Source organism: Streptomyces sp. NPDC107538, assembly GCF_055657445.1.
In genome coordinates this window covers 1-25035 of record NZ_JBVKAY010000029.1, presented here as the reverse complement: position 1 = coordinate 25035, position 25035 = coordinate 1, and the positions used below count along the sequence as shown (strand labels likewise).

The following is a 25035-nucleotide window of genomic DNA, read 5'->3' as shown; positions in this document are numbered from 1 at the left end:
ATCACCATCACGATCACGAGCACGATTCGGGAGTGCAGTCATGGGTGGGCTACAGCGGACCCGGTTGTGGGTCGTCGCCGTCACGGCGATCGCCCTGGTCGCCGCGGGACTCGGTCTCGCCCCGGCAGTGTGGGCGACCCAGAGAAACGGGCACCACAAGGTGCACGCGCCCCAGGTCAGAAACGGCAAGGCCGTGCCCTTCAAGGCGAGGAAGGCCAGGAAGAAGGATCCGGCCAGGGCGGCCGCCGCCCGCACGGCCGAGCAACTGGCCAAGCCCACCGTCTGGCCCACCGCGTCCACCCGTACCCTGACGGTGGGTAAGGCGAAGACGACCCGCACCACCTCGGTGGGCCGCCTCCCGGTCAAGGTGAGCGCCCCGGCCAAGGGCCCGGCCCCCGCCAAGGTGTCGGTCGAGGTGGCTTCGCACCGGACCGCCGCCGCCCTCGGTATCGACGGCACCGTCCTGTCCGTCGCCCGCGCCGACGGACACAAGGGCACGGGCCGAACCAGGCTGACGCTGGACTACTCCGGCTTCGCGCACGCCTACGGCGGCGACTACGCCTCCCGGCTCACCCTGGTCCGGCTCCCCGCCTGCGCGCTCACCACCCCGGCCAGGAAGAAGTGCCGGACCACGACGCCCGTCGCCACCACGAACGACGTCGCCGGCCAGACCCTGACCGGCACGGTCCCGGTCGGCTCCGCCACGAGAACGGCCTTCGCCGCGACCACCAGCACCGCCAAGTCCGGCGCCGGCTCCTACGAGGCGACGTCCCTCAACCCGTCCGCCGCCTGGAACGCGGGCGGCTCCAGCGGCGACTTCACCTGGGCGTACCCGCTGTCCATGCCCCCGTCCAACGGCGGCCCCGCCCCCAACCTGGCGATCACCTACGACTCGCAGAGCGTCGACGGCCGACTGCCGTCCACCAACAACCAGCCCTCCTGGGTCGGCGAGGGCTTCGACCTGTCGACCTCCTACATCGAGCGGTCGTACGACTCCTGCGACGACGACGGCCAGTCCGGCAAGCACGACGAATGCTGGGCGAACGACAACGCCACCCTCGTCCTCGGCGGCAAGTCCAGCCCGCTGATCAAGGACACCACATCCGGCGACTGGCACCCCAAGACCGACGACGGAGAACGCGTCGTCCACTCCACCGGCGCCACGAACGGCGACAACAACGGGGAGTACTGGACCGTCACCACCCAGGACGGCACCCAGTACGTCTTCGGCAAGAACCACCTCCCCGGCTGGACCACCGGCGCCGCCGTCACCAACTCCACCTGGACCGCCCCCGTCTTCGGCGACGACTCCGGCGAGCCCGGCTACGACCAGGGCACCACCTTCTCCGGCCGCGCGCTCACCCAGGCCTGGCGCTGGAACCTGGACTACGTCGTGGACCCGCACGGCAACGCGATGTCGTACTGGTACACCAAGGAGACCAACTCCTACGCCAAGGACGGCACCACCACCGCGGGCGGCACGGCGTATGACCGCGGCGGCTACCTCAGCCACATCGACTACGGCATCACTTCCTCCACCGTCTTCGGCACCGCCCCCGAGAAGGTCGCCTTCACCACCGCCGAACGCTGCCTGGTGACGAGCACCGAGGACTGCTCCTCGCTGACCTCCGCCACCGCCTCGCACTGGCCGGACGTGCCGTACGACCAGATCTGCGCCTCCGGCAAGGTGTGCACCGCGACCGGCCCGACCTTCTTCTCCCGCAAACGCCTCACTGGTGTCACCACCAGCGTCTGGGACACGAGCCTGTCCACCCCCGCCTACCGGGACATCGACTCCTGGGCGCTCGACCAGTCGTTCCCCGACCCCGGCGACGGCACCTCGGCCGGCCTGTGGCTGAAGTCCATCACCCGCACCGGCAAGGACGGCTCCACCAAGGCCATGCCACCGGTCACCTTCGCCGGCATCCAGCTCTACAACAGGGTCGACACCACTCACGACGACATCGCCGCCCTCGTCAAATGGCGCGTCCGCACCATCACTTCGGAGACGGGCTCGGTCCTCACCGTCGACTACTCCGACCCGCAGTGCGTCGCGGGCACCACCATGCCCGCCGGCCCCGACTCGGACACCCTGCGCTGCTTCCCGCAGTACTGGCAGCCGCCGTACACGACCGACCCCCAACTGGACTGGTTCCACAAGTACGTCGTCACCCAGGTCACCGAGTCCGACCCCACCGGCGGCGCCCCTCTGAAGGAGACCGACTACACCTACAACGGCTCCCCGGCCTGGCACTACGACAGCGACAACGTCACCGCCCCCGCCAAGCGCAAGACCTGGTCGGTGTGGCGCGGCTACGGCAGCGTCACCACCACGACCGGAGACGCGCAGTCGACCCGCACGAAGACCGTCGACACCTACTTCCGCGGCATGGACGGCGACAAGCAGTCCGACGGCACCACCCGCAGCGTCAAGGTCACCGACTCCACCGGCACCCAGGTCACCGACTCCGACCCACTGGCCGGAACGGTCCGCGAGTCCATCACCTACAACGGCGGCGCCGAGGTCTCCGGCGCCATCACCGACCCCTGGATCCATCGGACCGGCACGGACGGCACCCGCGACTCCGACTACACCCGCGCCCACGCCGTCCACACCCGCACCGACCTGTCCGCCGGCGGCACCCGCGACACCACCGTCACCACGACCTACGACGACACGACCGGCGCGGCCCTGAAGGTCGACGACGCGGGAGACGACGCCGTCACCGGCGACGAGCAGTGCACCCGCACCACCTTCGCCGACAACACCACCGACTGGCTGATGGCCTACCCGGTACGCGTCGAGACCGTCGACGTGGCCTGCGACGCCGCCACCAGCCGCCCCGACGACGTCGTCTCCGACGTCCGCACCCTCTACGACAACCAGAGCTACGGCACCGCCCCCACCCTCGGCAACGAGACGTCCACTCAGCGACTGTCCGCCTACTCCGGTGGCAGCCCGGCCTACCAGACCGTCTCCACCAGCCACTACGACGCCCAGGGCCGGGTCGACTCGGTCAAGGACACCAACTCGGCGACCGTCAGCACCACCACCTACACACCGACCACCGGCGGTCCGCTGACCGGCACCGTCACCACCGACGCCAAGGGCTACTCGACCACCACCACCTTCGACCCAGGCCGGGGCACGGCCACCTCCGTCGTCGACCCCAACAGCAGACGCACCGACTACGCCTACGACGGCCTCGGCCGCCTGACCTCCCTCTGGCTGCCCAACCGCGCCAAGTCCTCCGGCCAGTCCGCGAACCTCGTCTACGCCTACTCCCTCTCCAACACGGCCGCCTCGACGGTGTCCACCGGCAAACTCAACAACGACGGCACGACCTACGACACCACCTACGCCCTGTACGACGCGCTGCTGCGCCCCCGCCAGACGCAGACCCCGGCCCCGGGCGGCGGCCGTGTCATCGCGGAGACGAAGTACGACAGCCGCGGCCTGGCCGTGGAGGCCGACGCCGACTACACGGACACCGCCGCGGCGTCCGGCACCCTCGCCACCATCACCTCCGCCGTGCCCGCCCAGACCCTCACCACCTACGACGGGGCGGGCCGTCCCACGGCCAAGGACTTCTACGCCCTGGGCGCCAAACGCTGGACCACCTCGACGGCCTACGGCGGCGACCGCGTCACGCTCACCCCGCCGAAGGGCGGCATCGCCACCACGACCCTGACCGACACCCTGGGCCGCACCACCGAGACCCGGCAGTACGACAGCGGCAGCCCGACCGGCCCGTACACCTCCATCAAGTACACCTACGACGCGAAGAGCCGCCTCAAGGAGGTCGTCGACGACGACGGCAACACCTGGTCGTACGGCTACGACCTGCTGGGCCGCAGAACCAGCTCCACGGACCCGGACGCCGGCCGGAGCACCACCACGTACAACGAACTGGACCAGGTCGCCTCCACCACGACCGCCGTGGGCACTGCCGACGAGAAGACCCTCAGCTACACCTACGACGCCCTCGGCCGCAAGACCGACATGTTCGACGGCACCACCAAGGACGCCGCTCACGAACTGGCCAAGTGGACCTACGACTCCATCGCCAAGGGCAAGCCGACCTCGGACATCCGCTACGTCGGCGGCTCCACCGGCAAGGCGTACGCCGTCCAGATCGGCGCGTACGACTCGCTGTACCGGCCGACCCTGTCCCGGGTCGTCATCCCCTCGATCACCGGTGAGGAGGCTCTGGCGGGCACCTACTCGTCGACGCTCGGCTACAACCTCGACGGCACTCTCCAGGTCACCTCCGACCCCGCGGCCGGCGGACTGCCCGCCGAGTCACTGGAGTACGGCTACAACGACCTGAGCATGCCGACGACGCTCTCGGGCGCCACCGGCTACGTCCAGAACACCGGCTACACCAAGCTCGGCGACATCTCCCAGCTCACCTTCGGGGTGTCGGCGTCCGACTCCGCCAAGTGGCTCCAGATCACCGACACCTACGAGGACGGCACCCGCCGCCTGCAGCGCGAACTGGTCACGGACGACGCGCAGACCGCCCCCGTCCAGGACACCACCTACACCTACGACGACTCCGGCAACCCCACCAAGACCGCCACCCACGCCGACGGCACCGACGACGTCCAGTGCTACCGCTACGACGGCCACGACCGCCTCACCCAGGCCTGGACCGCCACCGACGGCTGCTCCGCCGACCCGTCGACGGCCGTCCTCGGCGGCCCGGCGCCGTACTGGCACAGCTACACCTACGACGACCTGGGCAACCGCAGGACGCAGGTCGAGCACGCCACCACGGCCGGCGGCGACGACAGCACCACGTCGTTCGTCTACCCGCCCAGCGGCTCCGCCCAGCCCCACACCCTCACATCGTCGACCACCGTCGAGGGCGGTACGACGACCTCCGACTCGTACACCTACGACAAGTCCGGCAACACGCACACGCGAACGCTCGACGGCAGGACGCAGACCCTCGACTGGGACGACGAGGGCCACCTCGCCAAGGCCACCAACGCCGACGGCACATCCGTGTCGTACCTGTACGACGCCGACGGCAACCGTCTGCTCTCCCGCGACGACTCCGGCACGACGCTGTACCTCGGCGACACCGAGGTCCACCTCGCCAAGGGCGCGACCACGACGACCGGCACCCGCTACTACAGCTGGGCCGGCCGGACCGTCGCCGTCCGCACCAGCTCCGGCAGCCTCCAGTGGCAGGTCACGGACGCCCACGACACCGCCGAGACGGCGGTGGACGCCACCACCCAGGCCGTCACACGCCGCCGCCTGGACCCGTTCGGCAACCCGCGCGGCACCCAGCCGGCCACGGGTTCATGGCTCGGCGACAAGGGCTTCGTCAACGGAATCCAGGACGACACCAGCGGCCTCACCCACCTGGGCGCACGGGAGTACGACCCGACGATCGGCCGTTTCGTCTCGGACGACCCGGTCCTGGAGGTGACGGACGCCCAGCAGATCGACGGCTACACCTACGCGGCGGACAACCCGCTCACGGGCAGCGACCCGACGGGTCTCGACGACTGGTACAACGACCCGTCCATGAACGTCTGTGCCATCGACTGCCAGCCGCAGGGCAAGTCCGCCCTGGTCGACACCGGCGCGGTCGACAGCACCAGCGGAACCCACCACAGCAGCGGCGGTGGCGGCGGGAGCTCTCACCACAGCTGCGGCTGGTCGCTGACCTGCCATCTGTCCAACTACGCCCACAAGGCCTACCACGCCGTCGAGCGGCACCCGGTGATCGCGGCCGTGGTGGCCACGGCCGCGGTCGTCGGAGTGGTCGCCTGCGTCGCCGCGACAGCCGGCGGGTGCGGAGCCGTACTCGTGGCGGGCGCGGAGGGGTTCACGGCGGGCGCCGAGGCGGGCAGTCTCAGCGCGGCAGCGGTGGGCGCGTCCGCCGGGATCGCCGGCGAGGGCGGTGCCGTCGTCGCGGGGTCGATGGGCATCGCCGGGGCGGGCGCGGCCGCCGTGGCCAAGGGCGAGGAGACGGCCACCGCGGCGACGGCGGCGACGAGAGCGGGGGCCAGATCGGCCGACGAGGCGGCGGAGGGCACGGCCCGTTCCGGTGCGGCCAGGGGCGGGAAACGCGCGGTGACGGCCGCCGCCCGCAGTGGAGCCACCAGCTGCGACCACAGCTTCCTGCCCGCGACCAAGGTCCTCATGGCCGACGGCCACCAGAAGAAGATCAAGGACATCGAGCAGGGCGACAAGGTCCTCGCCACCGACCCCGCGACCGGGAAGAGCGGGTCGCGAACCGTAGAGAAGCTGATCACCACCAGGCACGACAAGGACTTCGCCACCCTGACGGTCCGCGGCGGCGGCAGGTCGTCGAAGATCGTGGCCACGGTCACCCATCCCTTCTGGATCGAGTCCGAGGGCGTGTGGGTCGACGCGGGCCACCTCAAGCCCGGCATGCACCTGCACACCGCCTCCGGCGCCGCCGTCACTCTCTCCTCGGTGCGGATCTGGCACCGGCAGCACCTCACCCACGACCTGACGGTGTCGGTCACGCACACGTACTACGTGCTGGCCGGGCCCGTCCCGCTCCTGGTCCACAACTGCAACGTCCGCCTGACGGAGGCACAGGCGAACACCCTTCAGGTCGGCCCGTACGCCGACGTGTCGGTCCCGGCCACGGGCCCGGTCGTCGCCCCCGAGCAGAGCGCGGCGATGCAGGGGGAGATCTGCCACTCCTGCGGCGGCACGAGCCCCACGATGACCGGAGATCATCAGCCCTCGACCGGCATAGGTCCGGTGGACCTCCCGCGCAGCCTGTACCCGCACTGCGAGGACTGCAGCGATCTGCAGGCGACGGCGGTGCAATTGGCGCAGAAGATGCTGAGAGAGCACGGCTACCATGACCCCACATGGAACGGCGACCCGGCCGCGCCGGGCGTCCCCACCGCACTCGAAATGCTGGCCCAGTTGTTGCCGGGCCATACGGAGGGACAGCGGTGAACGAATTCACCGAGAACGCGATGACAACCTCCGTGGAGAAAATCGTAGTGAAGGCCGTGGTGAAGACCGTGGTGAAAGGGATGGAGAAGGGGGTGGACGCATGCTCATCGGCACTATCTGTGTTCCTCTGAACCATCGTGTCCTGCGCATCGGGGCGACCACGCCTCCGGAAGACGTACTCGACCTGCGGGGCACCCCGCTGGTGGCCGGCCCCGCCCATGTGCAACTGCTGGCACGGGCCCAGACCGGTCCCGTACGCGTGCGCCTGTGGAGCAGGACAGGTCCGGTCGAGGGCCACCGCCTGTTCGCGGGGCGCCTCCTGCTCGGAGGCGACGGCGCGATCGCTGTCGGGGACATCTCGGGCACGTCGAACTTCACGCGAACGGTGGCCGCGCCAGGCGCACATGACGTACGCGTCCACGTGGACGACCCGGGGGCCGCGTCCCGTGTCGACGTCCTCATCGACTCCGGCGACGAAGTGGTGACGCTGGAGGCCGTGGAGCGCTGCCCCCTGCCGAAGTTCACCACGGCCCCCGGAACCGCCCTCGGCAGGACGGACCGACTGGGCCTCGTCCTCTCCTCCCACGACCTCCCCGTCAACCGGCTGGCCAACGCGGTCAAACTCATCCACCTGGCCACGGAGGACGACCAGCCGGCACGCCGAGACGTACTCCGGGAATTCCGCGTCCGGATGGTCTGTGAATGGCTGAGATGGCTCACCCCCGAAACCTCCCTGGAGAAATCGACACGGCTGGGCGCGTACATCTCGGAAACTCTCGTCGACGCCGCCGCCGACCGCCTCGGCTCACACCACGATCTCGATTCTCGGTGGATCGCTATCGCATCCGAGGTCGTCAAACGCACATCGACGGGCTGAGTTCCGATGAACGGGCCGAGGGGAGAGGGCGGTGTCTTCCACGGCCGTCAGGCTCATGGCACGTAGGTGCCCCCCGAGAAGACGGCGCTGCGCCGCCGGGGGCACCGGGAGGGCCTGCCGAGGCCGTCTACGTGGGCAGGCACCGCTCGGTTCCGCTTCGTGGTGGTGTGGGGTGAGGAGGAACCCCAGGGGCTGCCCAGGCGGTCAGCTTGACTCTGTCGGGTTCTTGGGGTGGTTGGCGAGGCCAACTGCCCAGGGATCACCAGGATTTCGGCTGAGGTCGTTCACGCTGGTCGAGGTTAGCTCTGGAAGGCAGTCGGTCGGCGGGATACGAGCGCTTCTTCGGCCGGTGGCAATCCGCAGCGGCGCTCGATGTCGACGGCGATGGCCGTCAGGACGCGCTGGATGTGGGCCTTTCGGGTTTACGGTCGGTGGCATGGCGACCTACACCGCTCCGGGCGCGACGAGTCGTGGCGTGATGCCCGGTCGCGTGCATGCTGGGCGGGGCCGAGCTCGGGGAACGCACCGAGCAGTGGCGGGAACTGGTCGGCAAGGACGAGCAGCACGAGGAGATCCGCGACGGAATCCGGCTGGTGTTTTCCGGCGGAGGCGAGCTGGCGGGCGAGGCGGCCGCCCTGGCCGCTGCGGAGCGGGGCTGCTGTGCGTTCTTCGACTGCGAACCCGCCCTGCGGTTGCCGTTTCCTGGCCGCGCCGGGTTCCCTGCCCATGGCTTCCTGGTAGGGGTCCGCATAGGCGGAGAATCCTTGATCAGGTCGTCGCAGAACACGGCGGCATCGGTGCCAATATGAGTTCCCAAAGTTCCTCGCCCTCGGCAATGCCCTCCTCGAAGAAGTCGAGGATCCCAGGGAGGAGGGACCCGGCGGCAGTCTGACCGGTCCGACCTTGAACAGGGCAACGCGGTCAACGGGTCTCGGCGAGGAGCGCCTCCCCGCTCGTTCTGGAAGCGCCGGGTGGCGCTCTTGACCAGTTCGGCGCCTTGCGTGATGTCGAGGTCGTGGCGTTTTCAGTGGGTCAGGAGGTGTCCCTGTGAACCAAGCCTCCGGAGACTGGTGCGGCGCCGAGGTCGCTGTCGCCATCCTGGTGACGCAGTACCCAGTCGTCGAGGTCGTGGGCTGTTTCCAGCGGTTCCCTGACGATGTGAGCGCGCAAGCTGGTCGCCTCGCCGGCAGGGACCGAGTGGGTCCCCTCTGGTGGGAGCAGTTCTTCCCGGAAGGCGGCTTCGGACCTTGCGAAGCGCACCCGAGCGGTGTGGGCAGGCACGTTCAGGATGTCGCCGATGACCTGCCAGTCGGCGCCGCTCACGCGCTCGAACACGGCAGCGGCGTCGAAGAACCGCTGCGCGGCGGTCAGTACCCGGGCGGCATCGGCCAGCACGGTCCCCGGCGCAAGGGTGGTGCCGTCGGGGTTCAGCTCATGCGCGCCAATCGGGACGGCGGCACGCGCGAGGTCGGCCAGTTCGCAGGCTTCGTAGGCCATCAGCAGTCTCGCTCGTGCCGCTTCCGTGTACGGTGCGGCAGGTCCCGGGCTGCTTTCGGTCATGTCGTCCGCCTCCGCTCCCGATGATCAGTGAGGGTCGCTGCTTTTCCTCTGTGGTCAGCCGCGCAGGAAGTACAGGGCGGTCGTGATCACGGCGGTCGCCAGGAGGATGCCCCGCAGCAGCCAGGCGGGGAGCCGGCGGGCGAGGTGGGCGCCGCCGAAGCCCCCGGCCACGGCGCCGATCAGCATGGCGGTCAAGAGCAGCGAAGCGCTCAGTGCGTCCGAGGCGATGAGGAACAGCACTGTGGCGCTGAGGTAGATGGCCGCGAGTTGGGTGATGCGCATCGGGTTGCTGGCCGCGGCGTCGAGGCCGAGGCCGATGCTCCACAGGGCCAGCATCAGGATGCCTACGGCTCCGCCGAAGTATCCGCCGTAGATGGCGAGGAAGAACTGTCCGATCAGGATGCCTCGTGAGCTCATGCTGACTGAACGGCCCAGCGCGCTGCTCAGCGCCCGGGAGAGGTGGCGGCCGAAGGCGAGGACCACTGTGGCGAAGACGAGCAGCCACGGTGCCGCGGCGTCGAACGACGAGGCGGGCAGTATCAGTACCAATGCGGCCCCGACGCCGCCGCCGATCACACTGATGGTTGTCAGTGCCTTCGTGGAGGCAGGCCCGACTGGGGTGAGTTCGCGTCGGTACACCCATGCGCTGGCCACGGCGCCCGGTACGAGGGCGACTCGCGACACCGCGTTCGCGGTCACCGGTGGCAGGCCGAAGGCGACGAGGGCGGGGAGCGCGACGAAGGTGCCACCGCCCCCTATGGCGTTCAGGGCTCCGGCGGCGACACCGGCCAGCAGGACAAGAGAAAACTCGATCACAAGCCGAGCGTCACCCGTTGACGAGCTGTTCCACAATGCAGAATCGGCGTACCCAGCCTAAGTCTGGACCTTAGGCTGTCAGGGTGCGCTATGACCTGGACGACCTGCGTCTGTTTCTCCACATCGTCACGGAGGGGTCGATCACGGCCGGTGCTCATCGCATGCACCTGAGCCTGCCCTCGGCCAGCGCCAGAGTGCGCTCGCTGGAGCATCAGGCCGGCGTGACACTGCTGGTCCGCGGTCGCCGGGGCGTACAGCCCACGCCGGCGGGGACGACCCTGGCCCGCCACGCTCGTGACGTGCTCGACCAGACCGCACGGCTCGAAAGCGCCGTCGCGAGCTACACCCAGTCCCCGGCCGCGCCGCTGACCCTGCTGGCCGGCGGCTCCGCCATGCACCGGCTCGTTCCACAAGCGCTGATCTCGTTCCTTCGCGCCCACCCGGACACCGATGTCGCGGTGTCCGAAAGCCGCACCCCACAGACCGTGCGCAAGCTCACCGACGGCGAGGCGGACCTGGGGGTCGTCCTCGATGACGAAGCCGGCGACTGCGGCCTGCGCATGGAGCCCCTCGGAAACGACTCCCTCGTCGTCATCGGCCAAGCCGGAGGGATTCTTTCCGGGCGGACCGCGCTGGCCTACAGCGAAGTCGCCGAACACCCCCTCGTCGGCCTCGACGCCGGCTCCTCTCTGCGCCGCTGGATCGAGAAACACCTGGGGCCCCACGCCCCGGTGGTGCGCCACCGCACCACCGTCGCCAGCCTGAGCGTCCTCGTCTCCCTCGCCGCCGCCGGTGCCGGGCTCGCCGTCGTACCGCGCCGCGCCTTTGACCCCCACCTGAGCCTCGACGTGTGCGAACTGCAGGATTCCTGGGCGCGCCGTCACCACCTACTGGCCTGGGGTGTCAAGGACGGCGCCGTGCCGACCGCCACCGCAGCGCTCGCCGAACATCTGCGCCACGCGGCCCAGTCGGAGCCTTCGCTCCGCACCGCACACGAAGACTCCGCCAGCCGGCAACCCGGCTACGACGGCTGACCGAACCTCGCGGGGACAGCCCCGTGTCCTGTCACAGCTGGATGGACTTCGTCTCGAGGAATTCCGCCAGACCCCACCTGCCCAGCTCCCGGCCAATGCCGGACTGCTTGTAGCCACCGAACGGAGCGAGCGGGTTGAAGGCGCCACCGTTGACGTCGATCTGCCCAGTACGCACCTGACGCGCGAAGGCGAGAGCGCGATCCTGGTCAGCCGACCAGACCGCACCGTGCAGGCCGAAGGCGGAGTTGTTCGCGATCGCCACGCCCTGCTGGCCAGCCACGTCGGTAACCGACCACAGCAGACTCCGCACCGTCAGGCCGTACCTGTCCGCGATCGGCCCCAGGAACGACAGCGTCATCTCACCCTGCAGGGGAGCCACCCGAAAGGCACCCGCAGCCAGCAACAGCTTCCCCCCATCCCGTCGCTTGTGACAAAGATCGTGCTTCGGCTCAGACGAGCTGTGACTGAGCGGCACAGTTGGCCAGCGCGGCCAACTGGAACACTCGCCGGTTCGCGACGAGATCAGCCGCCCCGAGCCAGCCTATGTGCCTCACCCAAGGGCAGCCGATTGGTCAGCCGCGGACGTGGATGCAAATGCGCACGGTCCCCCCGATGGCTGCCGCCGCAGCGCCGATCCCGAGGACCGTACCGAGATAGCCGGCGTTGTCGGTGAGGGCGAGCACGATTACGGCCGCGACCGTGGCCAGGAGAGTTAGCGCGGTGATCCACTGCAGCACCTTCTCCATGCGGCTCGAATGCGCCGGTGCTGAAGCATGGTCGAGCGAAGTCATTGTGGTTTTCCTTTGCGAGTCAACCGATGGCGGAGCTCAGCCTTGTCCGGCCGAGCGGGCCGGGCCAGCAGTCCGGGTTGTCCGGCGGATGGGCCCGGACGGGGTTTCGGTACGGCAGCATGGTCCTGGCTGTTGATGCAGGCGGGGAGGAAGGCAAGGCGATGAACGCGGCGGGAACGAAGTGGGGGCCGTTGTCAGGACCGAGTGCCGCGCACAACGAAGTGGCCCAGCTGCTGCGGTCGTGGCTCGACCAGGCTGGCTGCACCGTGCCCGCCTTGCTCGACCGGTTTACCCCGGAGCACTTCGGCGACGGCGCCCCGCCGCGACGCACTGCAACTTATGAGCGCCTCGCGGGTAGGGGCCTGACGTGGGAATTCATCGAGGCCGTTGTGGATGTCACCACGGACAACGCCGCACTGCAGGAACGGCGTCTGGCCGAAGTCCGCGTCCCCTGGGACGCGGACTGCCAGAGGGCGGTCTCTCGCCGCGAGCTGGTGGACAGCCATCTGGCGCACCGGGCACTCGATCTCGCCGAGCAGCTGCGCCAGGCAGAGCAGCGTGAGGCAGTGCTGCTGGCGGAGCGGGACCGCATGCGGCAGGTGGCACGGGCCTTGCTGATGATCTGTGAGCGGATCCGGCAGCGCGTGGATGATCTGCGACTGGCTCAGGCCCGGGGACAGCTGGCAGAGGGAGATTCGTCGGTGCTGGCATGGAAGCACCAGCTGCAGGAGAGCGAGTGGCAACAGGTCGTGGCCGAGATGGAGCGGGACCGTGCCCAGCGCATGCTGGTGGAGTGGTCGCAGTACGTCGCCGATCTCAGCCGTTCCCTGCTGCCAGGAGGCCGCCTCGGCGAGCCGCAGCCGATTATCGCGAGGGAAAGTGCTCCGCCAGCTCTCGATCTTCAGGATGGCGAACTTGCCGACGTCGACCGCACGTTGGGCCTGACGGGACAAGAGGTCGAGATTGCGGGAGAGGTCCTCGACGGCTTCTCCGACGAGTTCGCCCACCAGAACGGCACTGGGGAGGGGTTTCTGCAGTCGGTGCGGCTGGTCGGCGGACAGCACGTTGGACTGTCCTCCTTGCCGATCATCCGAAGCTTGCAAAAGGGGGTTTCGTTCCACTCCGGGATTACTGTCTTGGCGGGTCCGAACGGCACGGGGAAGTCGGCCGTTCTGGAAGCACTGGCACTGCTGACACACTGCCGCTTCAGCAACGGCGGCCTGCCGCATGGGCTTAGTTCACTCAGCCGTGTGATCGCCGGGGGGCTGGAGGCGCGGTGGTCCACCTCGCGGGAGCCAGAGAGCCGCCTGTTCGTGTCGTACCTGGGCACCTCACCCGAGGGCTCGGATGCGCTCCTTGAAGGTATGGACGGGCCAAACCGGCTGTTTCTGCTCGATGAGCCGGAGGCTGGCCTGCACCCGGAGGCCAGGGCCAGGCAAGTGCAGTGGATGTACGAGAGGGTCGAGCAGGGCTGTCAGTTCGTAATTGCGACGCACAGCATGACCCTCGCGTCGCTGTCGCGGGCCCGGATCATTCGTTTCCGCCCGGAGAGACCCCCATAGGCTGAGCTCGCCGCAACTGTCCCCGGCGAGGCATCGGTAGCCGTGCTCCGCACTCCGCCTTCTGGCTCCAGCCGGTCTGCTGCGCGTCCAGCAAGGCGTCGATGCTGCGGGTGACTCGCCGAGATGCGGTGCTCAGAACGGCCAGGTGAAGCACTAAGTGGCCAAATCAAGCGCTAAGGGGATGTCTCACGTGGTGAATGCCCTGTGCGGCATCATGAGTGGTTGTGGGTGCTGATCTGTCGCAGCGGCTGGTTCCTGACGAACTTTGGGAACTGGTCGCCCCGTTGCTGCCGTCGTTCGCTGCTCGCCCGCAGGGCGGTGGGACCGCACCGTGTGACGAGCGAGCGGTGTTCACTGCTGTGGTGTACGTCCTGACCAGTGGTTGTGCCTGGCGGCATCTGCCGCCGACATTCGGCACCTCTCCCGCGACGGCACATCGCCGGTTCACGGCATGGACCGAGGCGGGCCTGTGGCGCCGACTGCACCGCGCGGTCCTGGATGAACTCGGGGCCAGGGGCGAGATCGACTGGACCTCGGCGATCATCGACGCAGCATCCGTCCGCGCAAAAAGGGGGGATCGCTGACCGGGTCGAACCCGGTCGATCGCGGCAAGAAGGGCAGCAAACTGCACGTCCTGTCCGACGCTCAGGGCATCCCGCTCGCCGTTGCGGTGTCGGGGGCGAACCTGCACGACAGCCAGGCGTTCAAGCCGCTGATCCTCGCGATACCGGACATCCGCTCCCGTCGTGGACCGCGCCGGCGGCGACCGGTCAAGATCCGGGCCGACAAGGCGTACTTCTCCGCCGACCACCTGGCCTGGCTCCGTGGACGCAACCTGATCCCGCGGATCGCGCGTCCGGGAATCGAGTCCGGCGAGCGGCTCGGCCGCCACCGTTGGAAGATCGAGCGGTCGATCGCCTGGCTGTTCGGCTACCGTCGGCTCACCGTCCGATACGAACGGAAAGGCGGTCACTTCCTCGCCTTCCTCGGCCTCGCCACAGTCCTGACCTGTTACAAGAAGTTGGCGAAACTCACCACTTGAGACACCCTCTAAGTCACACGAGCAGGTCCGGGCTCCCGGTCGCTGCCCGGGTTAGTAGTCGAGGTCGAGGTAGTCGATGTCGTTGAGGGTGACGTCGGAGAGTACCATGGCGCGGGCTCCGCCGTCTTGGAAGTAAATCTCCTTGAATCCTTCGGCGATGATCTGGCGCATCTGCTGGTAGCCGCCGGCTCCGGTGTTGCGGGCGTCGAACAGGCGCTGTGCGTAGGCCGGGGGGAGGTGGACGGTGAGCCGTCGGAAGCGTCCGTCGTCGGTGGTGCCGACGGGTGCGGTGTACCCGAACCTGGCCCTTGTCTCCACAGTGATCCCGCCGGTGGCGGCGGCCTGCTTCTGCCGACGTCTGCGGACCTGGGGCTGCCAGCGCTGCCGTACGGCCGCGTCGATCCGTTCGACGATGGCCTGGGGCGGGTTTTTGCGTTCGCCTCTGCGGTAGAGCTCGACCGACCGCTGGCTGACCCCGATCTCCGCCGCGACGGCTCTGGTGGTCTTGAGCTGTTTCATCAGGAAGTTGATGCGGGCCTGGAGTGTCTTGGGGGGCTGGCGGGTGAAGGTTTCCTGGTCGGCGCGTTCGATGGCGTCGTCGATCTCAGCCATGGCTCAGCCCCTCTCGACAGTGGGGTCTTGCCGCCGGTGTCGGCCGGCGGGAAGGCAGGTCTTGTGCGTCGAGCTGGTGTCGGGCACTGGTCTATTCGCCTTCGTCGAGGACGGCGTCGCCGCCTTTGATGTGGCGGGCGGGGTTGTGGCCCTGTTCCATGAGGTCGACCGCCCACAGCATCGTCTGGGCGCCTTCGAGTTTGGCCAGGCCGGGTGTGGGTCCGAGGCGGAATCCGCCGGGTTGGGGCTTGCCGGAGGCGGCGTAGGGCAGGAAGTCGAGCGGGCTGTCGCCTGGTGAGGGGTAGACGACGCAGTCGGAGAGTACGGCGAGTGGGTACAGGCCCGTCATCGTGGCCATGTTGTGCATTTTGCGGTGCATGTTGACCCGGGCCTTGCTGATGACGGCGGCGCGGATGTCGGGGCGCCAGGTGGGGCGTTGGAGGGCAGGCCACCGTTCGCCCTCCTTGTATTTCTTGCCCTGGGGGCGTTCGCGGAGTTTGCCGATGCCGCCCTTGATGGTGGCCTTGATGGCGGCGAGGACGGCCGCCAGAGCGGGGTCGGCGTCTTTGTACTGTTCCATCGCCGCGAGGAACTCGGTATCGGACAGGTCCTTGGTGACGCCGAGGTCGGCGAGGGTGTCGACGTAGGCGTTCTTCAACCGGTCGTGAGGAATAGTCAAGACCTGTGGATTCGGCGTGGTTCAGCGATAGCGCGGGAGCCCGCCGAGGTCCGGGAGCTCGTCCTCGAAGTCGCAGGCGGCAACGGCGTCGAAGCCGTGGTTCCAGACTGCTTTGAGTACGCGTGACACTGCTTCGACGAGGAGGGGGCCGGGGCCGTCGGCTTCCGCCTCGATCGTGAACGGCCATCCGATGAAGTCTTCGGCCATCCCGTCGTCCGGGTTGGGCCGGATCTCGAAGACCGTCCGACCTGAACGGATCGTGTAGTGATCGTCGGCGAGGGCTCCGAGAGTTGCCGCGACGAGCGCGGTCACAGACTCGCGATTGCCGCCTCGCAGATAGATCTGGCAGTCTCCGTAGTCCTTCGTCGTGTTCACGCGGCCTGCTCCTGTCGCTCGACCAGGATGCCGTTCTCAAACCGGGCGCCGGTGCGGACCAGGGCGACGAGGTGGGCGCCGGTGATCGCGCGCCAGCGTGTCTGGGCTGACTCGACGAGCTTGAACACCATCGCGAGGGCTGCGGCCGGGCTGCCGGCCCCGCGGGTGACCTTGGTGCGAAGCTTGACGGTGGAGAAGGTCGACTCGATCGGGTTCGTGGTCCGCAGGTGGATCCAGTGCTCGGCCGGGAAGTCGTAGAACGCCAGCAGCTCGTCGCGGTCTTCGGTGATCTTCGCGACGGCTTTGGGCCACTTGGCGCCGTACGTCTTCGCGAACGTCTCGATCGCCTTCTCGGCGTGCGCGCGGTCCTCGGCGTTGTAGATCTCCTGCATCGCCTTCGTCGCGCCCGGCTGCGCGGACTTCGGCAGAGCGTTCGTGACATTCCGGGCCTTGTGGACCCAGCGCCGCTGGTGGCGGGCAGCCGGGAACACCTCCGCCAGGGCCTTCCACAGCCCCATTGCGCCGTCGCCGACGACCAGTTCGGGATCGCGCATGCCGCGACGGCGGCAGCCGCGCAGCAGGTCGGCCCACGACTCGGCCGACTCACGCAGCCCCTCTGCCAGCGCGATCAGTTCCTTGGTGCCGTCCAGGCGCACGCCCATCAGCACCAGGACGCAGGAGTGCGCCTGCCCGAGGCGGACCTTTGGGTGCACCCCGTCGGCCCACACGTACACGTAGTCGGACTCGGCGAGGTCGCGCTGCTGAAAGGCGGCGTGGTCGTCCTGCCACTGCTTCGTCAGCCGGGTCACGGTCGCCGGCGACAGCCCGGCCGCCGAGCCGAGGAACTGCTCCAGTGCGGGCGCGAAGTCCCCCGAGGACAGGCCGTGCAGATACAGCAGCGGCAGCACCTCACTGACCATGGGCGGCTTACGGCACCACGGCGGCAGGATCTTCGAGGAGAACCGCATCCGCTCGCCGGTGGCAGCGTCCACCCTCGTGTCGTTCACGCGCGGGGCCGTGACCTCGACGGGACCTGCGGCGGTGGTCACGGTACGGGGCCGGTGGTGGCCGTTGCGGACCACCAGGCGGCGCCCGGCCTCGTCCGTCTGGTCGGCCAACTCGGCTATGTACTGGTTGACTTCGGCCTTCAGCGCGGCGGCGAGCATCCGCCGGGCGCCCTCGCGGACGATCTCGTCGATCAGGGAGCCGGAGGCGGTGGAACCGTCGGCATTCATTACGCTGAGCACGGGCGTGCCTTCCCGACCCGCGCTGCGAACGCGGGCCTACTCGGTGACTTGTAGATCATTCGGGAAGGTACGCCCTTCGCGTCCCGTCCCGAAGGCCGATCCACAAGTCCTGAGCATTGCTCCCGGTGCCGGTGCCAGGGGTCCAGGTACGCGCCCGTCTCGCGCCGCAGATACCCCTCCAGGGGTGCTGTCGGTTATTCGTGCAGTTGAGACACGTCCATCGCTATGACCTGCAATATCTCAACTGCACTTGTAGAAGCTGAGGTTGGCCATCCTCCTGGCTGACCTGCGCTGTTGGGGCGCATGAGCTCCCGGGAGTAGCGGAGGCAGGCCTGTGACCTGGGATGCTGCATCTCTATCGAGAATGTCTCAACTCCACGGATAATTTCTTGGGTTGGGGTCTCGGGGGTGTTGAAGAAGTTAATCTTGGTTTGAGGGGTGGGGGGTCCCTTCGAGAAGGGCGGGCGGAGACGAGGAGCGAGCCAGCGTTCATCCAAGTGCGCCCGCAGCGGAGGTCCCTGTCCCTTCGTAGCCAGCGAGGGCACCCAGACGTGGGAGCGGCTGGTCATGCAGGACCGTCCTACCGGCGCTGTCCGCTTTAGGCTGGTGCGACAGTCGGCCCCGCGCGCCAGGGAGAGCACGTTGACGCAGCAGCACCGGTTTCCCTGGCAGCGGTGGGTGTTCGTGCTGAACGAGCCGCCACCTCAAGGCCGCTACGGATGGCCGCCCAGTGACGCTGAGGCCGGTGTGCTGCTGTCCCAGGAGCGGGCCACTGCGGTCATCGTCCTGCGCGGCGAACGCGGCATGGGCAAGACGTACGTCCTGCGTCAGGAACACGAGGCTCTGCTGGCCGACGGTGTGCACGCCGCCTTGCTGGAGCTGAAGCAGTGCACCACGACGCGGCTGGCGCAGAGGCGCCTGCAGGAAGCGTTGACGCCTCCTGCGGGGCCGGGGGAGTGGCACGTTCTCCTCGATGGCCTGGATGAGGGCCTCAACGACCTTCCCCAGCTGGACCAGCTCCTGGACGAGGCGATTGAGGAGGTGCCGGAACCTGACCGGGAGAGGCTGCGTCTGCGGGTCACCTGCCGCAGCGCACGCTGGCCAGGCCGGTTCGAGGAAGCCTTGCGCACACGCTGGCAACCCGAGCAGATAAAGATCATGGTCGGCCTGGACGACGTAGCCGTCGCGGCCCGCACAGTCGGGGTGGCGGACACCGACGCTCTCCTCGGGTCGATCCAGCAGCAGGGTCTGATCGCGCTGGCCACCCATCCGGTCACCCTGCTGCAACTCCTCGACAGCTATGCCGACAACGCTCGCCTGCCGGCGACGGTGCACGACGCCTACCTCGGGGCATGCCTGCGCCTGTGCGCTGAAGAGCGTCGCTCGACCGACCTGCGTCAGCTGCAGGCTCAGGCATCCCCTGAACACCTGCTGGCCGTCGCGGCCCGGCTGGCTGCCACGATGCAGTTCGGCCCGTACGCTGCCGTCACTGACGCCCCCGGCACCGACCACTCGGCTACGCCAGCAGACCTGCGGCTGTCACGCCTCGACGACTCCGACGAACCCGGGCACCTGGGTGGCCGCGTCCCGTGCACCCTGTGGAATCTGCGTCAGGTGACCGAGTCAAGCCTGCTGGTCCCGACCGGTGACCTGCGCTGGGTGTTCGCCCACGACAGCTACCGCGAATTCCTTGCCGCTCACTTCCTGCGCATGCGCAACCTGCGGCCGCAACCACAGCGCCAGCTGCTGTGGATCGGCGACGGCGAGGCCCGCCACATCATCCCCGCCCACCAGGAAGTCGCCGCCTGGCGCGCCACCAGCGATGCCACTCTCTTTGCCGACCTGCTGCGCGACGACCCCCTCGTCCTGCTCCTGGCCGACCTGCCCAGCCTGCCCGACACGGCACGGAGCGCACGGTCGACGCCCTGTTCGCCCTGCTGGAACGGGATGACACGGTACGCCTCGACCTCAGCCTGCTGCACCGCCTAGGCCACACCGGCCTGGCCGAGCAGTTGCGCCCCCCGCCTGCAGGAGGCCGGCGCGGACCATCTGCTGCAGGCGGCCGTCAGTATTGCCCGGGCCTGCCCTTGCCCCGAGCTCGCCGAGGACTTGCTGGCGGTAGCCGAAGACACCCGCCACGGCACGGGCGTGCGCACCGCGGCCCTGGCCGGTGTCCCCGAGCCCACCCCTGACGCTCTCAACCGGATCGCGGGCCTGTCCCAGGACGCCTCGCCCGAGGTGATTGCGGCGGCCCTGCGCCACCTCTATCCCGGCTACCTGACGGTGGCCGACTACCTCGACCGCATCCGCGACCCGGAGCCCGTCTACGTGGGAGCAGCCTTCTTCCTGCGCCGCGAGGCTTCGGCCCAACTCGACGCATCCACCATCGTTGAGGCAGCCGGTTGGGCCGGCCGTGCCCTGGAGGCGGGAGACACCCAGGACGCCAGTCCCGGCCTGGCCCTGGCCGTGCTGACTCGCGCGGTCACCCTCAACGAGGAAACCACCCCCGCCCTCGGCCTGGTGCCCCTCATCGGCGAGGGACTCCTCGGCCTGGCCGGACACGAGGACCTCCTGCACAGCCACACCCTGCAAACCGCCCTCGAGGATCTGGCCCGGATACTGGACGGCTGCCCCCATACCCGCCGCCTGATCGCCTGCCATCTCCTCCGACACGCCAACGATGACCCCTTCTACCTTCTGCTGGCTGCCATCCCCGACGGCTCCTTCCTACCCTCCACGGACATGCTGTACTGGATGGAGCACTGGGACCAGCTGACTGCCATCAGCCCGGACCGCGCCCAGCACGCCGTCCGCTTCACGCCTCCTGAAGACCCCCAGACCACGGCACGGGCCGAAGCCTTGCGCCGAGCCCACCCCACGCTCGCCGCCGCCACCAACTTCTGGCACACCTACCGGCACGACCAGCAACAACGCGCTGCACGAGCCGAAGCACAACGACAGCAACGCCGCTTCGACCCGGCCGCCTTGAACACAGCCCTCGATGAGGTCCGCGCCGCCCACGGCCCCGACGTCCTGCCCGCATGGAACCAACTCCTGCACTGCCTGCGACGCACACCGGACGGCGCACCACTAGCGCCGCAGTCAACCGGCATACTCACCCTCGCCGCCGAGGCGCCCTCACGCCCCGCCGCCGGCACCGGCCCCGCCCGACGCCTTGACGAGGCCGCCATTCACCTCCTGACCGAACTCCCCCCGCTGACCGCCCACCACTTCCAGCCAAGCACAACCAGCCGCCCGCCCACTGCAGAACTCACCGCCTTCGCCCTCGTCGACAACCCGGCAGCGCTACATGCCGACCTCGCGCACTGGGCCGGCTGGGCCATCGCCCTGGCCTCCACCACCGTCTACAGGGCCGACGAACGCGACATTCAGCGCACCTGGCTCCAGTTGTGCGTTCCGCGCGCCGGAAACCAGATGCCCCTGCTGCTGGACGCCCTCGACCACGCCTCAGACCAGATCCTCCGCGACCTCACCCGCGCCCTGGGACAAGACCCCTCCCTGGGACTCAGACCCCTCCTGCGCACCTGGGCCCTGCACCGCGACCGCAGCCCCGAGCAGTGGCGGACAGTCCTTGACGAACTCGACGCAGCCAACGACCCCGACGCCCTCGACCACCTGATACACGCCCTCGACACTGACCCGAGCGCCCACGACCCCGGTTCGCCACCACGGCAACGATGGCTGTACGCCGCCCGCGCGCTGCTACGCCACGACACCCTTCCTGACCACTGGCCCACCCTGCGCCGCGGCCTGGACGATCCCACGGTCCTCAAAGACGCCGGCGACCTCCTGGCCGGCCTGACAACCGGGCCCGACAGTTGGCCCTTCGACCACCTCGACGAAGACGCGCTTGCTGACCTTTACACCCTCCTGCTGGAGAATGTCGGCGTCGAACGCCTGCAACGCCCCCTGCGCAGCGGCTTCATCCAGGAGGAAGACCCCTCGTCGACCTGCTGCGCCACCTTCCGCTCAGCCTCGCCTCCTGCGGTACCCACCACGCGGCAGCCGCCCTGCACCGCCTCGCCCAGGCGTATCCGCAGGTGTGGCAACTACGCATGCTCGCCCGCGACACCGCCCGCACCGCAGCAGACCACAGCGTCCGCCCCCTCGAACCAGAACAGCTGATCCGGCTCGTCACCGACCACCAGACACGCCTCGTCCGCGACGCACGCCAACTCCTCGACCTGGTCCGTGAATCCCTGGTCGCCCTGGAGGAAGACCTGCAGGGCTACAACGGAACAGCCGTCACCCTCTGGAACCGCGACCAGCACCGCTTCACCTCTGCCACCCAGTGCTGGCCCTGCTGGGAAGACGACCTCAGCGACGCCGTCGCCTCCTTCCTGCGCCGCGACATCGGCGGCCACCGCGTCGTCGTCAACCGCGAAGTGCAGGTACGGCGCGACGGCCTGCCCGGCCTGCGCACCGACATACAGATCGAAGCCCCCGCGCCCGCCGACACCGGCCGGCACACTCTCAGAGTCATCATCGAAGCCAAAGGATGCTGGAACCCCGAACTGCCCACCACCGCCCGCACCCAGCTGCGCGCCTACCTCAGCGAGCCCAACACCGCAGGCCTGCTCCTCGTCGGCTATTTCGACTGCAACCGCTGGAACACCAAGAAACGCAGCTGCCCCGTCACCAACCACGCCATCGACGACGTCCGCCGCGAGCAACACGAACAGGTACGCCAACTGGCCAACGACGGCACGCTGCTGGCCGCAGCGCACGTACTCGACTGCCGGCTTCCCGGTGAGGACAGTGACTGGCGCAAAACGGCGGACGAGCCGGCGTAAGAGCCGTTGATGTCAGCGGCCTCCACCGACACAGGCTCGATGCGAGTCAACTGCGTTGTCTGGAAGTGGTGGTGGAAGCCAGTCCGGCTGTGTGCGGCTGGAGTGACCAGTGCTGGACGCTGGCGAGGATCGCCGAGGTCGTGCGCCGCTGGTTCGGTGTCGACTACACCTTGGCCCGGCTCGACCTGCTGCTGCACCGCATCAGCTGGAGCGTCAGATCCCGGCCCACAAGGCATCCGAGCGGGACGAGGCGAAGATTGCCACGTGGAAGGACGAGTCCTGTTCAGCTCACCGTGCTGGTGAAGACCCGGACCAAACGGATGCAGTACCGCCCCGATCTCATGGATGGCCTCATGGCCAAGACCGCGCTCGACCTGCAACCCACGTAACCCCAGCCAGTAAAGATCCGCAGCTGCCGTGATGCCCCAGTCGCGAAGTTATGTCACCGCTGGTCAGTAGTTGTCCATTGAGCGAGCAGTTCATGGCGCTGGTACGCATGCATAGCCGGTTCCTTAACCATGGCATCGATTAGTCGGCATGCCTGGTCGCGGTAGGGGGCGCCGAGCTCACTCAGGGCTTCGGCTGCCGCACTCCGTTCGTCGAAGGTGTTCGACCTGTCGGCCGCAAGCCGTAGCAGTACTGCAGCAACGCGATCCAGATGCTCGCCGTCAAAGTCCAGTAGCGTCTCCGCTGCTTGAATTCGATTGCCAGGGCTTGCGGCGGGCGAATTGATGACGTCGAGCATGTGCTCGGTCACGTGTTCCGCCCACTCTGGTGCCGTGGCGTCTAGCGTGTCCACGAGGGCCATACGGTTCAGGATGGGGACGAACTCTAGGTCGCATACCAGAGAGCAGAAGAGCGAGTTGTCATCACTTGCATTCGGCTTGTCAGCACAGCCGAGCGTGTTGAACAGGTGCCTGATGACCGAGTGCTCGGCAATGCTCCCCCACTCGTCTGTTAGGGGTGAGTGAGCGAAGGCTTCGGCGCCAGCGGAGAATCGCATGGGGTCTTGTTCTTCGAGGTATGCGCGAGCCTGGGGGTCAGACATCTGACTGGCGACGCGCCGACTTGCCGCCGACAGGCGGGGGAGGGCCGACAAGAAACTCTGCAACTGGGCAGGTCTGTACGGGCTGCCTTCTGCCATCAGGACTCCTGCGACATGCTGATGCCCTGGGCTGCCCTGGAGCAGCCAGGTCAGCAGTGCCTCGGCTGCCAGAGGGTGCCGGTGGGCGTAGTGAACGAGTGCCGTGCGATGCTCGCGGCCCTTACGTCCTGCCAAACGTGCAGCCTCGAAGGTGAAGGCCTGCCACTTCTTGGAGCCTCCGTCGAAGCACTCAGGCAATTCCATGGCGCGTGCCTCTGCCGCAAGAAATTCAGCGAAGCTCGCATGCAGGAATCGCATTGACCCATCGATCACAACCAGGAGCCCACTTGAGGCCAGCAGGGCCGCGACGTACTCACCCCAACCAGGGATGCTTGTCTGGGCGCGCGGGCCCACCTTTAGGCGTAGCCACTCGAGCGCGGTCGCCAAAGGATTTAATGAGGCCCGCTGATCGGAATCGGCAGAGTGACCTGCCGGTGCAGAAAGGTTCCGAACCGTCTGAGTTGCCACATGCCGCAAGAGGTCGTCGAGGTTGTCTTGGAGGAACCGGATGGCTTCGAGAGCCCACGGGGAACTGCCCGCATGGGTCCGCATCTGACTGAGTAAACCTTCGCGCTGCGTGGCCTTCGCACTCGTCAGATACGCCCGATATTGATCGAATAGAGCGTACTGATTGTTGGGCAACCGCTGTCCCGGCCATGCTTCGAACACAGCGGCGGCTATGGCCGCCAGCAACGGGACTGCCATCAGATCGCGCAGTTTCGCCGTGTCGACCTGCGCCAGGAACTCGCGGGCCTGACAACGGCCCAGGGCATCTGCTCCGAACCAGCGCCCAGCGAACGTCTCAAGTTGTGAGCGGTCGAAGGGAACCATCGTAAATGCGAGGAAACCATTCTCGGTGAAGCGGTCCCGCTCCACCGGGTGCAGGGGACGGCACGATGCGATTATCTTAACTCGACCATCACGGCCGGCCTCGCTCCTCGCTATGGCGGTTAGGTGGTGGGTGAGGCGGTTACGGGCAGCCATGGGAATTTCGTCGAATCCGTCCACCAGGAGTAGCCACGAGCAGCCCTCTGGAAGCAGCCCTTCTGTGGCATCGACGAAACGCCGCTCACTATGCTCAGTCCTGCCGAAAACAAGCCCAGACAACTCATGGTCGACCCCACCCGGCCCGGTGGCTAGAGATCTTCAATGGCTGAGGTTACGGCGGTTCGAAGCCAAGGCCGGTCTTGGCTGTGAGGCCGTCGATGAGGCCGGGCCGGTACTGCATCTGTTTGAGCCGGGTCTTCACCAGCGCGGTGAGCTGGTCGAGGCTGTGTTTGGCGAGGTTGGCCAAAGACCGTTTCAGGTGTGACCAGACGCCCTCGACCGGGTTGAACTCCGGTGAGTACGGCGGCAGTTGGTAGACGGTCAGCCATAATCGGGCGTCGATCAGCTGGCGCATGGTGCGGCTGACGTGCGTGTTCAGAGTGAGGTGGGCCGCCGGCGAGGTGCCCGTGGATCGGGTCCTTTTCCGTCGGCCCCCTCCCGAACCGTGCAGGCGGCTTTGACCGCACACGGCTC

18 protein-coding genes and 3 pseudogenes are annotated in these 25035 nt (G+C 68.1%); 11 read left to right on the top strand and 10 right to left on the bottom strand.

Annotated elements, in window-relative coordinates:
* The first annotated feature begins 40 nt into the window (after positions 1–40).
* The 4 genes from ACZ7MG_RS43200 to ACZ7MG_RS43185 all read left to right on the top strand — a co-directional run bounded on the left by ACZ7MG_RS43200 (position 41) and on the right by ACZ7MG_RS43185 (position 8647).
* Positions 41–6961 carry a polymorphic toxin-type HINT domain-containing protein gene (locus ACZ7MG_RS43200; protein WP_471946838.1) on the top strand — a complete coding sequence of 2307 codons (6921 nt, stop codon included), beginning with the start codon at positions 41–43 and terminating at the stop codon, positions 6959–6961.
* The gene (locus ACZ7MG_RS43195; protein ID WP_471396885.1) at positions 6958–7092 is read left to right on the top strand and encodes a hypothetical protein; all 135 of its coding nucleotides are present in this window, start codon (positions 6958–6960) and stop codon (positions 7090–7092) included. The genes ACZ7MG_RS43200 and ACZ7MG_RS43195 overlap by 4 nt, the downstream gene beginning before the upstream one ends.
* A complete protein-coding gene (locus ACZ7MG_RS43190; RefSeq protein ID WP_471396888.1) occupies positions 7062–7838 on the top strand; it encodes a hypothetical protein in 777 nt (258 codons plus the stop codon). Before ACZ7MG_RS43195 ends, ACZ7MG_RS43190 begins: the two co-directional genes overlap by 31 nt.
* A 494-nt stretch (positions 7839–8332) precedes the next feature.
* Complete coding sequence (locus tag ACZ7MG_RS43185; RefSeq protein ID WP_471396890.1) at positions 8333–8647, top strand: hypothetical protein; 315 nt, start codon at positions 8333–8335, stop codon at positions 8645–8647.
* A gap of 223 nt (positions 8648–8870) precedes the next feature.
* On the opposite strand, the gene ACZ7MG_RS43180 is transcribed toward ACZ7MG_RS43185, so the two are convergent.
* Positions 8871–9398, bottom strand: coding sequence for a hypothetical protein (locus ACZ7MG_RS43180; protein ID WP_471396893.1), 528 nt, complete (start codon positions 9396–9398; stop codon positions 8871–8873).
* A gap of 54 nt (positions 9399–9452) precedes the next feature.
* The gene (locus tag ACZ7MG_RS43175) at positions 9453–10214 is read right to left on the bottom strand and encodes a sulfite exporter TauE/SafE family protein (protein ID WP_471396896.1); all 762 of its coding nucleotides are present in this window, start codon (positions 10212–10214) and stop codon (positions 9453–9455) included.
* A gap of 83 nt (positions 10215–10297) precedes the next feature.
* Between ACZ7MG_RS43175 and ACZ7MG_RS43170 the strand changes: the two genes are divergently transcribed.
* The gene (locus tag ACZ7MG_RS43170) at positions 10298–11248 is read left to right on the top strand and encodes a LysR family transcriptional regulator (protein WP_471396899.1); all 951 of its coding nucleotides are present in this window, start codon (positions 10298–10300) and stop codon (positions 11246–11248) included.
* A gap of 31 nt (positions 11249–11279) precedes the next feature.
* Here the strand turns inward: ACZ7MG_RS43170 and ACZ7MG_RS43165 are convergent.
* Together ACZ7MG_RS43165 and ACZ7MG_RS43160 are read right to left on the bottom strand one after the other, a co-directional pair.
* Positions 11280–11507 (bottom strand): annotated as a pseudogene (locus tag ACZ7MG_RS43165) (aldehyde dehydrogenase family protein); the annotation flags it as partial.
* Positions 11508–11820: 313 nt separating this feature from the next.
* Positions 11821–12039, bottom strand: a complete 219-nt coding sequence (locus ACZ7MG_RS43160; protein WP_471396902.1) for a hypothetical protein — start codon at positions 12037–12039, stop codon at positions 11821–11823.
* Positions 12040–12065: 26 nt separating this feature from the next.
* On the opposite strand from ACZ7MG_RS43160, the gene ACZ7MG_RS43155 reads away from it, so the two are divergent.
* Positions 12066–13601 (top strand): AAA family ATPase, encoded by a 1536-nt coding sequence (locus ACZ7MG_RS43155; protein WP_471396905.1) that lies wholly within the window; start codon positions 12066–12068, stop codon positions 13599–13601.
* Positions 13602–13825: 224 nt separating this feature from the next.
* Positions 13826–14643, top strand: a protein-coding gene (locus ACZ7MG_RS43150; protein WP_471396908.1) for an IS5 family transposase whose coding sequence is annotated in 2 segments (ribosomal slippage) — positions 13826–14165 and positions 14165–14643 — 819 coding nt in all. Because the reading frame shifts where the segments join, the coding sequence is not laid out codon by codon here.
* Between the two features lie 51 nt (positions 14644–14694).
* On the opposite strand, the gene tpg is transcribed toward ACZ7MG_RS43150, so the two are convergent.
* From tpg to ACZ7MG_RS43130, 4 genes and pseudogenes are all read right to left on the bottom strand, one after another.
* Positions 14695–15255 (bottom strand): telomere-protecting terminal protein Tpg, encoded by a 561-nt coding sequence (gene tpg / locus ACZ7MG_RS43145; RefSeq protein WP_471396910.1) that lies wholly within the window; start codon positions 15253–15255, stop codon positions 14695–14697.
* Positions 15256–15346: 91 nt separating this feature from the next.
* Positions 15347–15922: pseudogene (locus ACZ7MG_RS43140) on the bottom strand (telomere-associated protein Tap); the annotation flags it as partial.
* Between the two features lie 33 nt (positions 15923–15955).
* Entirely contained in the window at positions 15956–16309 is a 354-nt protein-coding gene (locus ACZ7MG_RS43135; protein WP_471396913.1) for a hypothetical protein, read from the bottom strand.
* Positions 16306–17556, bottom strand: coding sequence for an IS256 family transposase (locus ACZ7MG_RS43130; protein ID WP_471396916.1), 1251 nt, complete (start codon positions 17554–17556; stop codon positions 16306–16308). The genes ACZ7MG_RS43135 and ACZ7MG_RS43130 overlap by 4 nt, the downstream gene beginning before the upstream one ends.
* A 642-nt stretch (positions 17557–18198) precedes the next feature.
* Between ACZ7MG_RS43130 and ACZ7MG_RS43125 the strand changes: the two genes are divergently transcribed.
* The 4 genes and pseudogenes from ACZ7MG_RS43125 to ACZ7MG_RS43110 all read left to right on the top strand — a co-directional run.
* The gene (locus ACZ7MG_RS43125; RefSeq protein WP_471396919.1) at positions 18199–19545 is read left to right on the top strand and encodes an NACHT domain-containing protein; all 1347 of its coding nucleotides are present in this window, start codon (positions 18199–18201) and stop codon (positions 19543–19545) included.
* Between the two features lie 159 nt (positions 19546–19704).
* A complete protein-coding gene (locus ACZ7MG_RS43120) occupies positions 19705–21702 on the top strand; it encodes a hypothetical protein (RefSeq protein ID WP_471396922.1) in 1998 nt (665 codons plus the stop codon).
* Positions 21633–22370 (top strand): hypothetical protein, encoded by a 738-nt coding sequence (locus ACZ7MG_RS43115; protein ID WP_471396924.1) that lies wholly within the window; start codon positions 21633–21635, stop codon positions 22368–22370. The genes ACZ7MG_RS43120 and ACZ7MG_RS43115 overlap by 70 nt, the downstream gene beginning before the upstream one ends.
* Positions 22349–22647: pseudogene (locus tag ACZ7MG_RS43110) on the top strand (helix-turn-helix domain-containing protein); the annotation flags it as partial. The gene ACZ7MG_RS43115 and the pseudogene ACZ7MG_RS43110, both read left to right, overlap by 22 nt.
* Positions 22648–22812: 165 nt before the next feature.
* Here ACZ7MG_RS43110 and ACZ7MG_RS43105 read toward each other — a convergent pair.
* Positions 22813–24390: a hypothetical protein gene (locus tag ACZ7MG_RS43105; protein WP_471396927.1), complete on the bottom strand. Its 1578-nt coding sequence runs from the start codon at positions 24388–24390 to the stop codon at positions 22813–22815.
* A 283-nt stretch (positions 24391–24673) separates the two neighbouring features.
* On the bottom strand, positions 24674–25035 hold a 362-nt coding region (locus tag ACZ7MG_RS43100; protein WP_471396930.1), incomplete at its 5' end, for a transposase.

What these genes read in the sequence shown, in the direction of transcription:
- ACZ7MG_RS43200 (WP_471946838.1), top strand. Translation starts at nt 41, where the DNA reads ATGGGTGGGCTACAGCGGACCCGGTTGTGGGTCGTCGCCGTCACGGCG.
- ACZ7MG_RS43190 (WP_471396888.1), top strand. Translation starts at nt 7,062, where the DNA reads ATGCTCATCGGCACTATCTGTGTTCCTCTGAACCATCGTGTCCTGCGC.
- ACZ7MG_RS43185 (WP_471396890.1), top strand. Translation starts at nt 8,333, where the DNA reads ATGCTGGGCGGGGCCGAGCTCGGGGAACGCACCGAGCAGTGGCGGGAA.
- ACZ7MG_RS43180 (WP_471396893.1), bottom strand. Translation starts at nt 9,398, where the DNA reads ATGACCGAAAGCAGCCCGGGACCTGCCGCACCGTACACGGAAGCGGCA.
- ACZ7MG_RS43160 (WP_471396902.1), bottom strand. Translation starts at nt 12,039, where the DNA reads ATGACTTCGCTCGACCATGCTTCAGCACCGGCGCATTCGAGCCGCATG.
- ACZ7MG_RS43155 (WP_471396905.1), top strand. Translation starts at nt 12,066, where the DNA reads ATGGCGGAGCTCAGCCTTGTCCGGCCGAGCGGGCCGGGCCAGCAGTCC.
- tpg (WP_471396910.1), bottom strand. Translation starts at nt 15,255, where the DNA reads ATGGCTGAGATCGACGACGCCATCGAACGCGCCGACCAGGAAACCTTC.
- ACZ7MG_RS43115 (WP_471396924.1), top strand. Translation starts at nt 21,633, where the DNA reads ATGCTCGCCCGCGACACCGCCCGCACCGCAGCAGACCACAGCGTCCGC.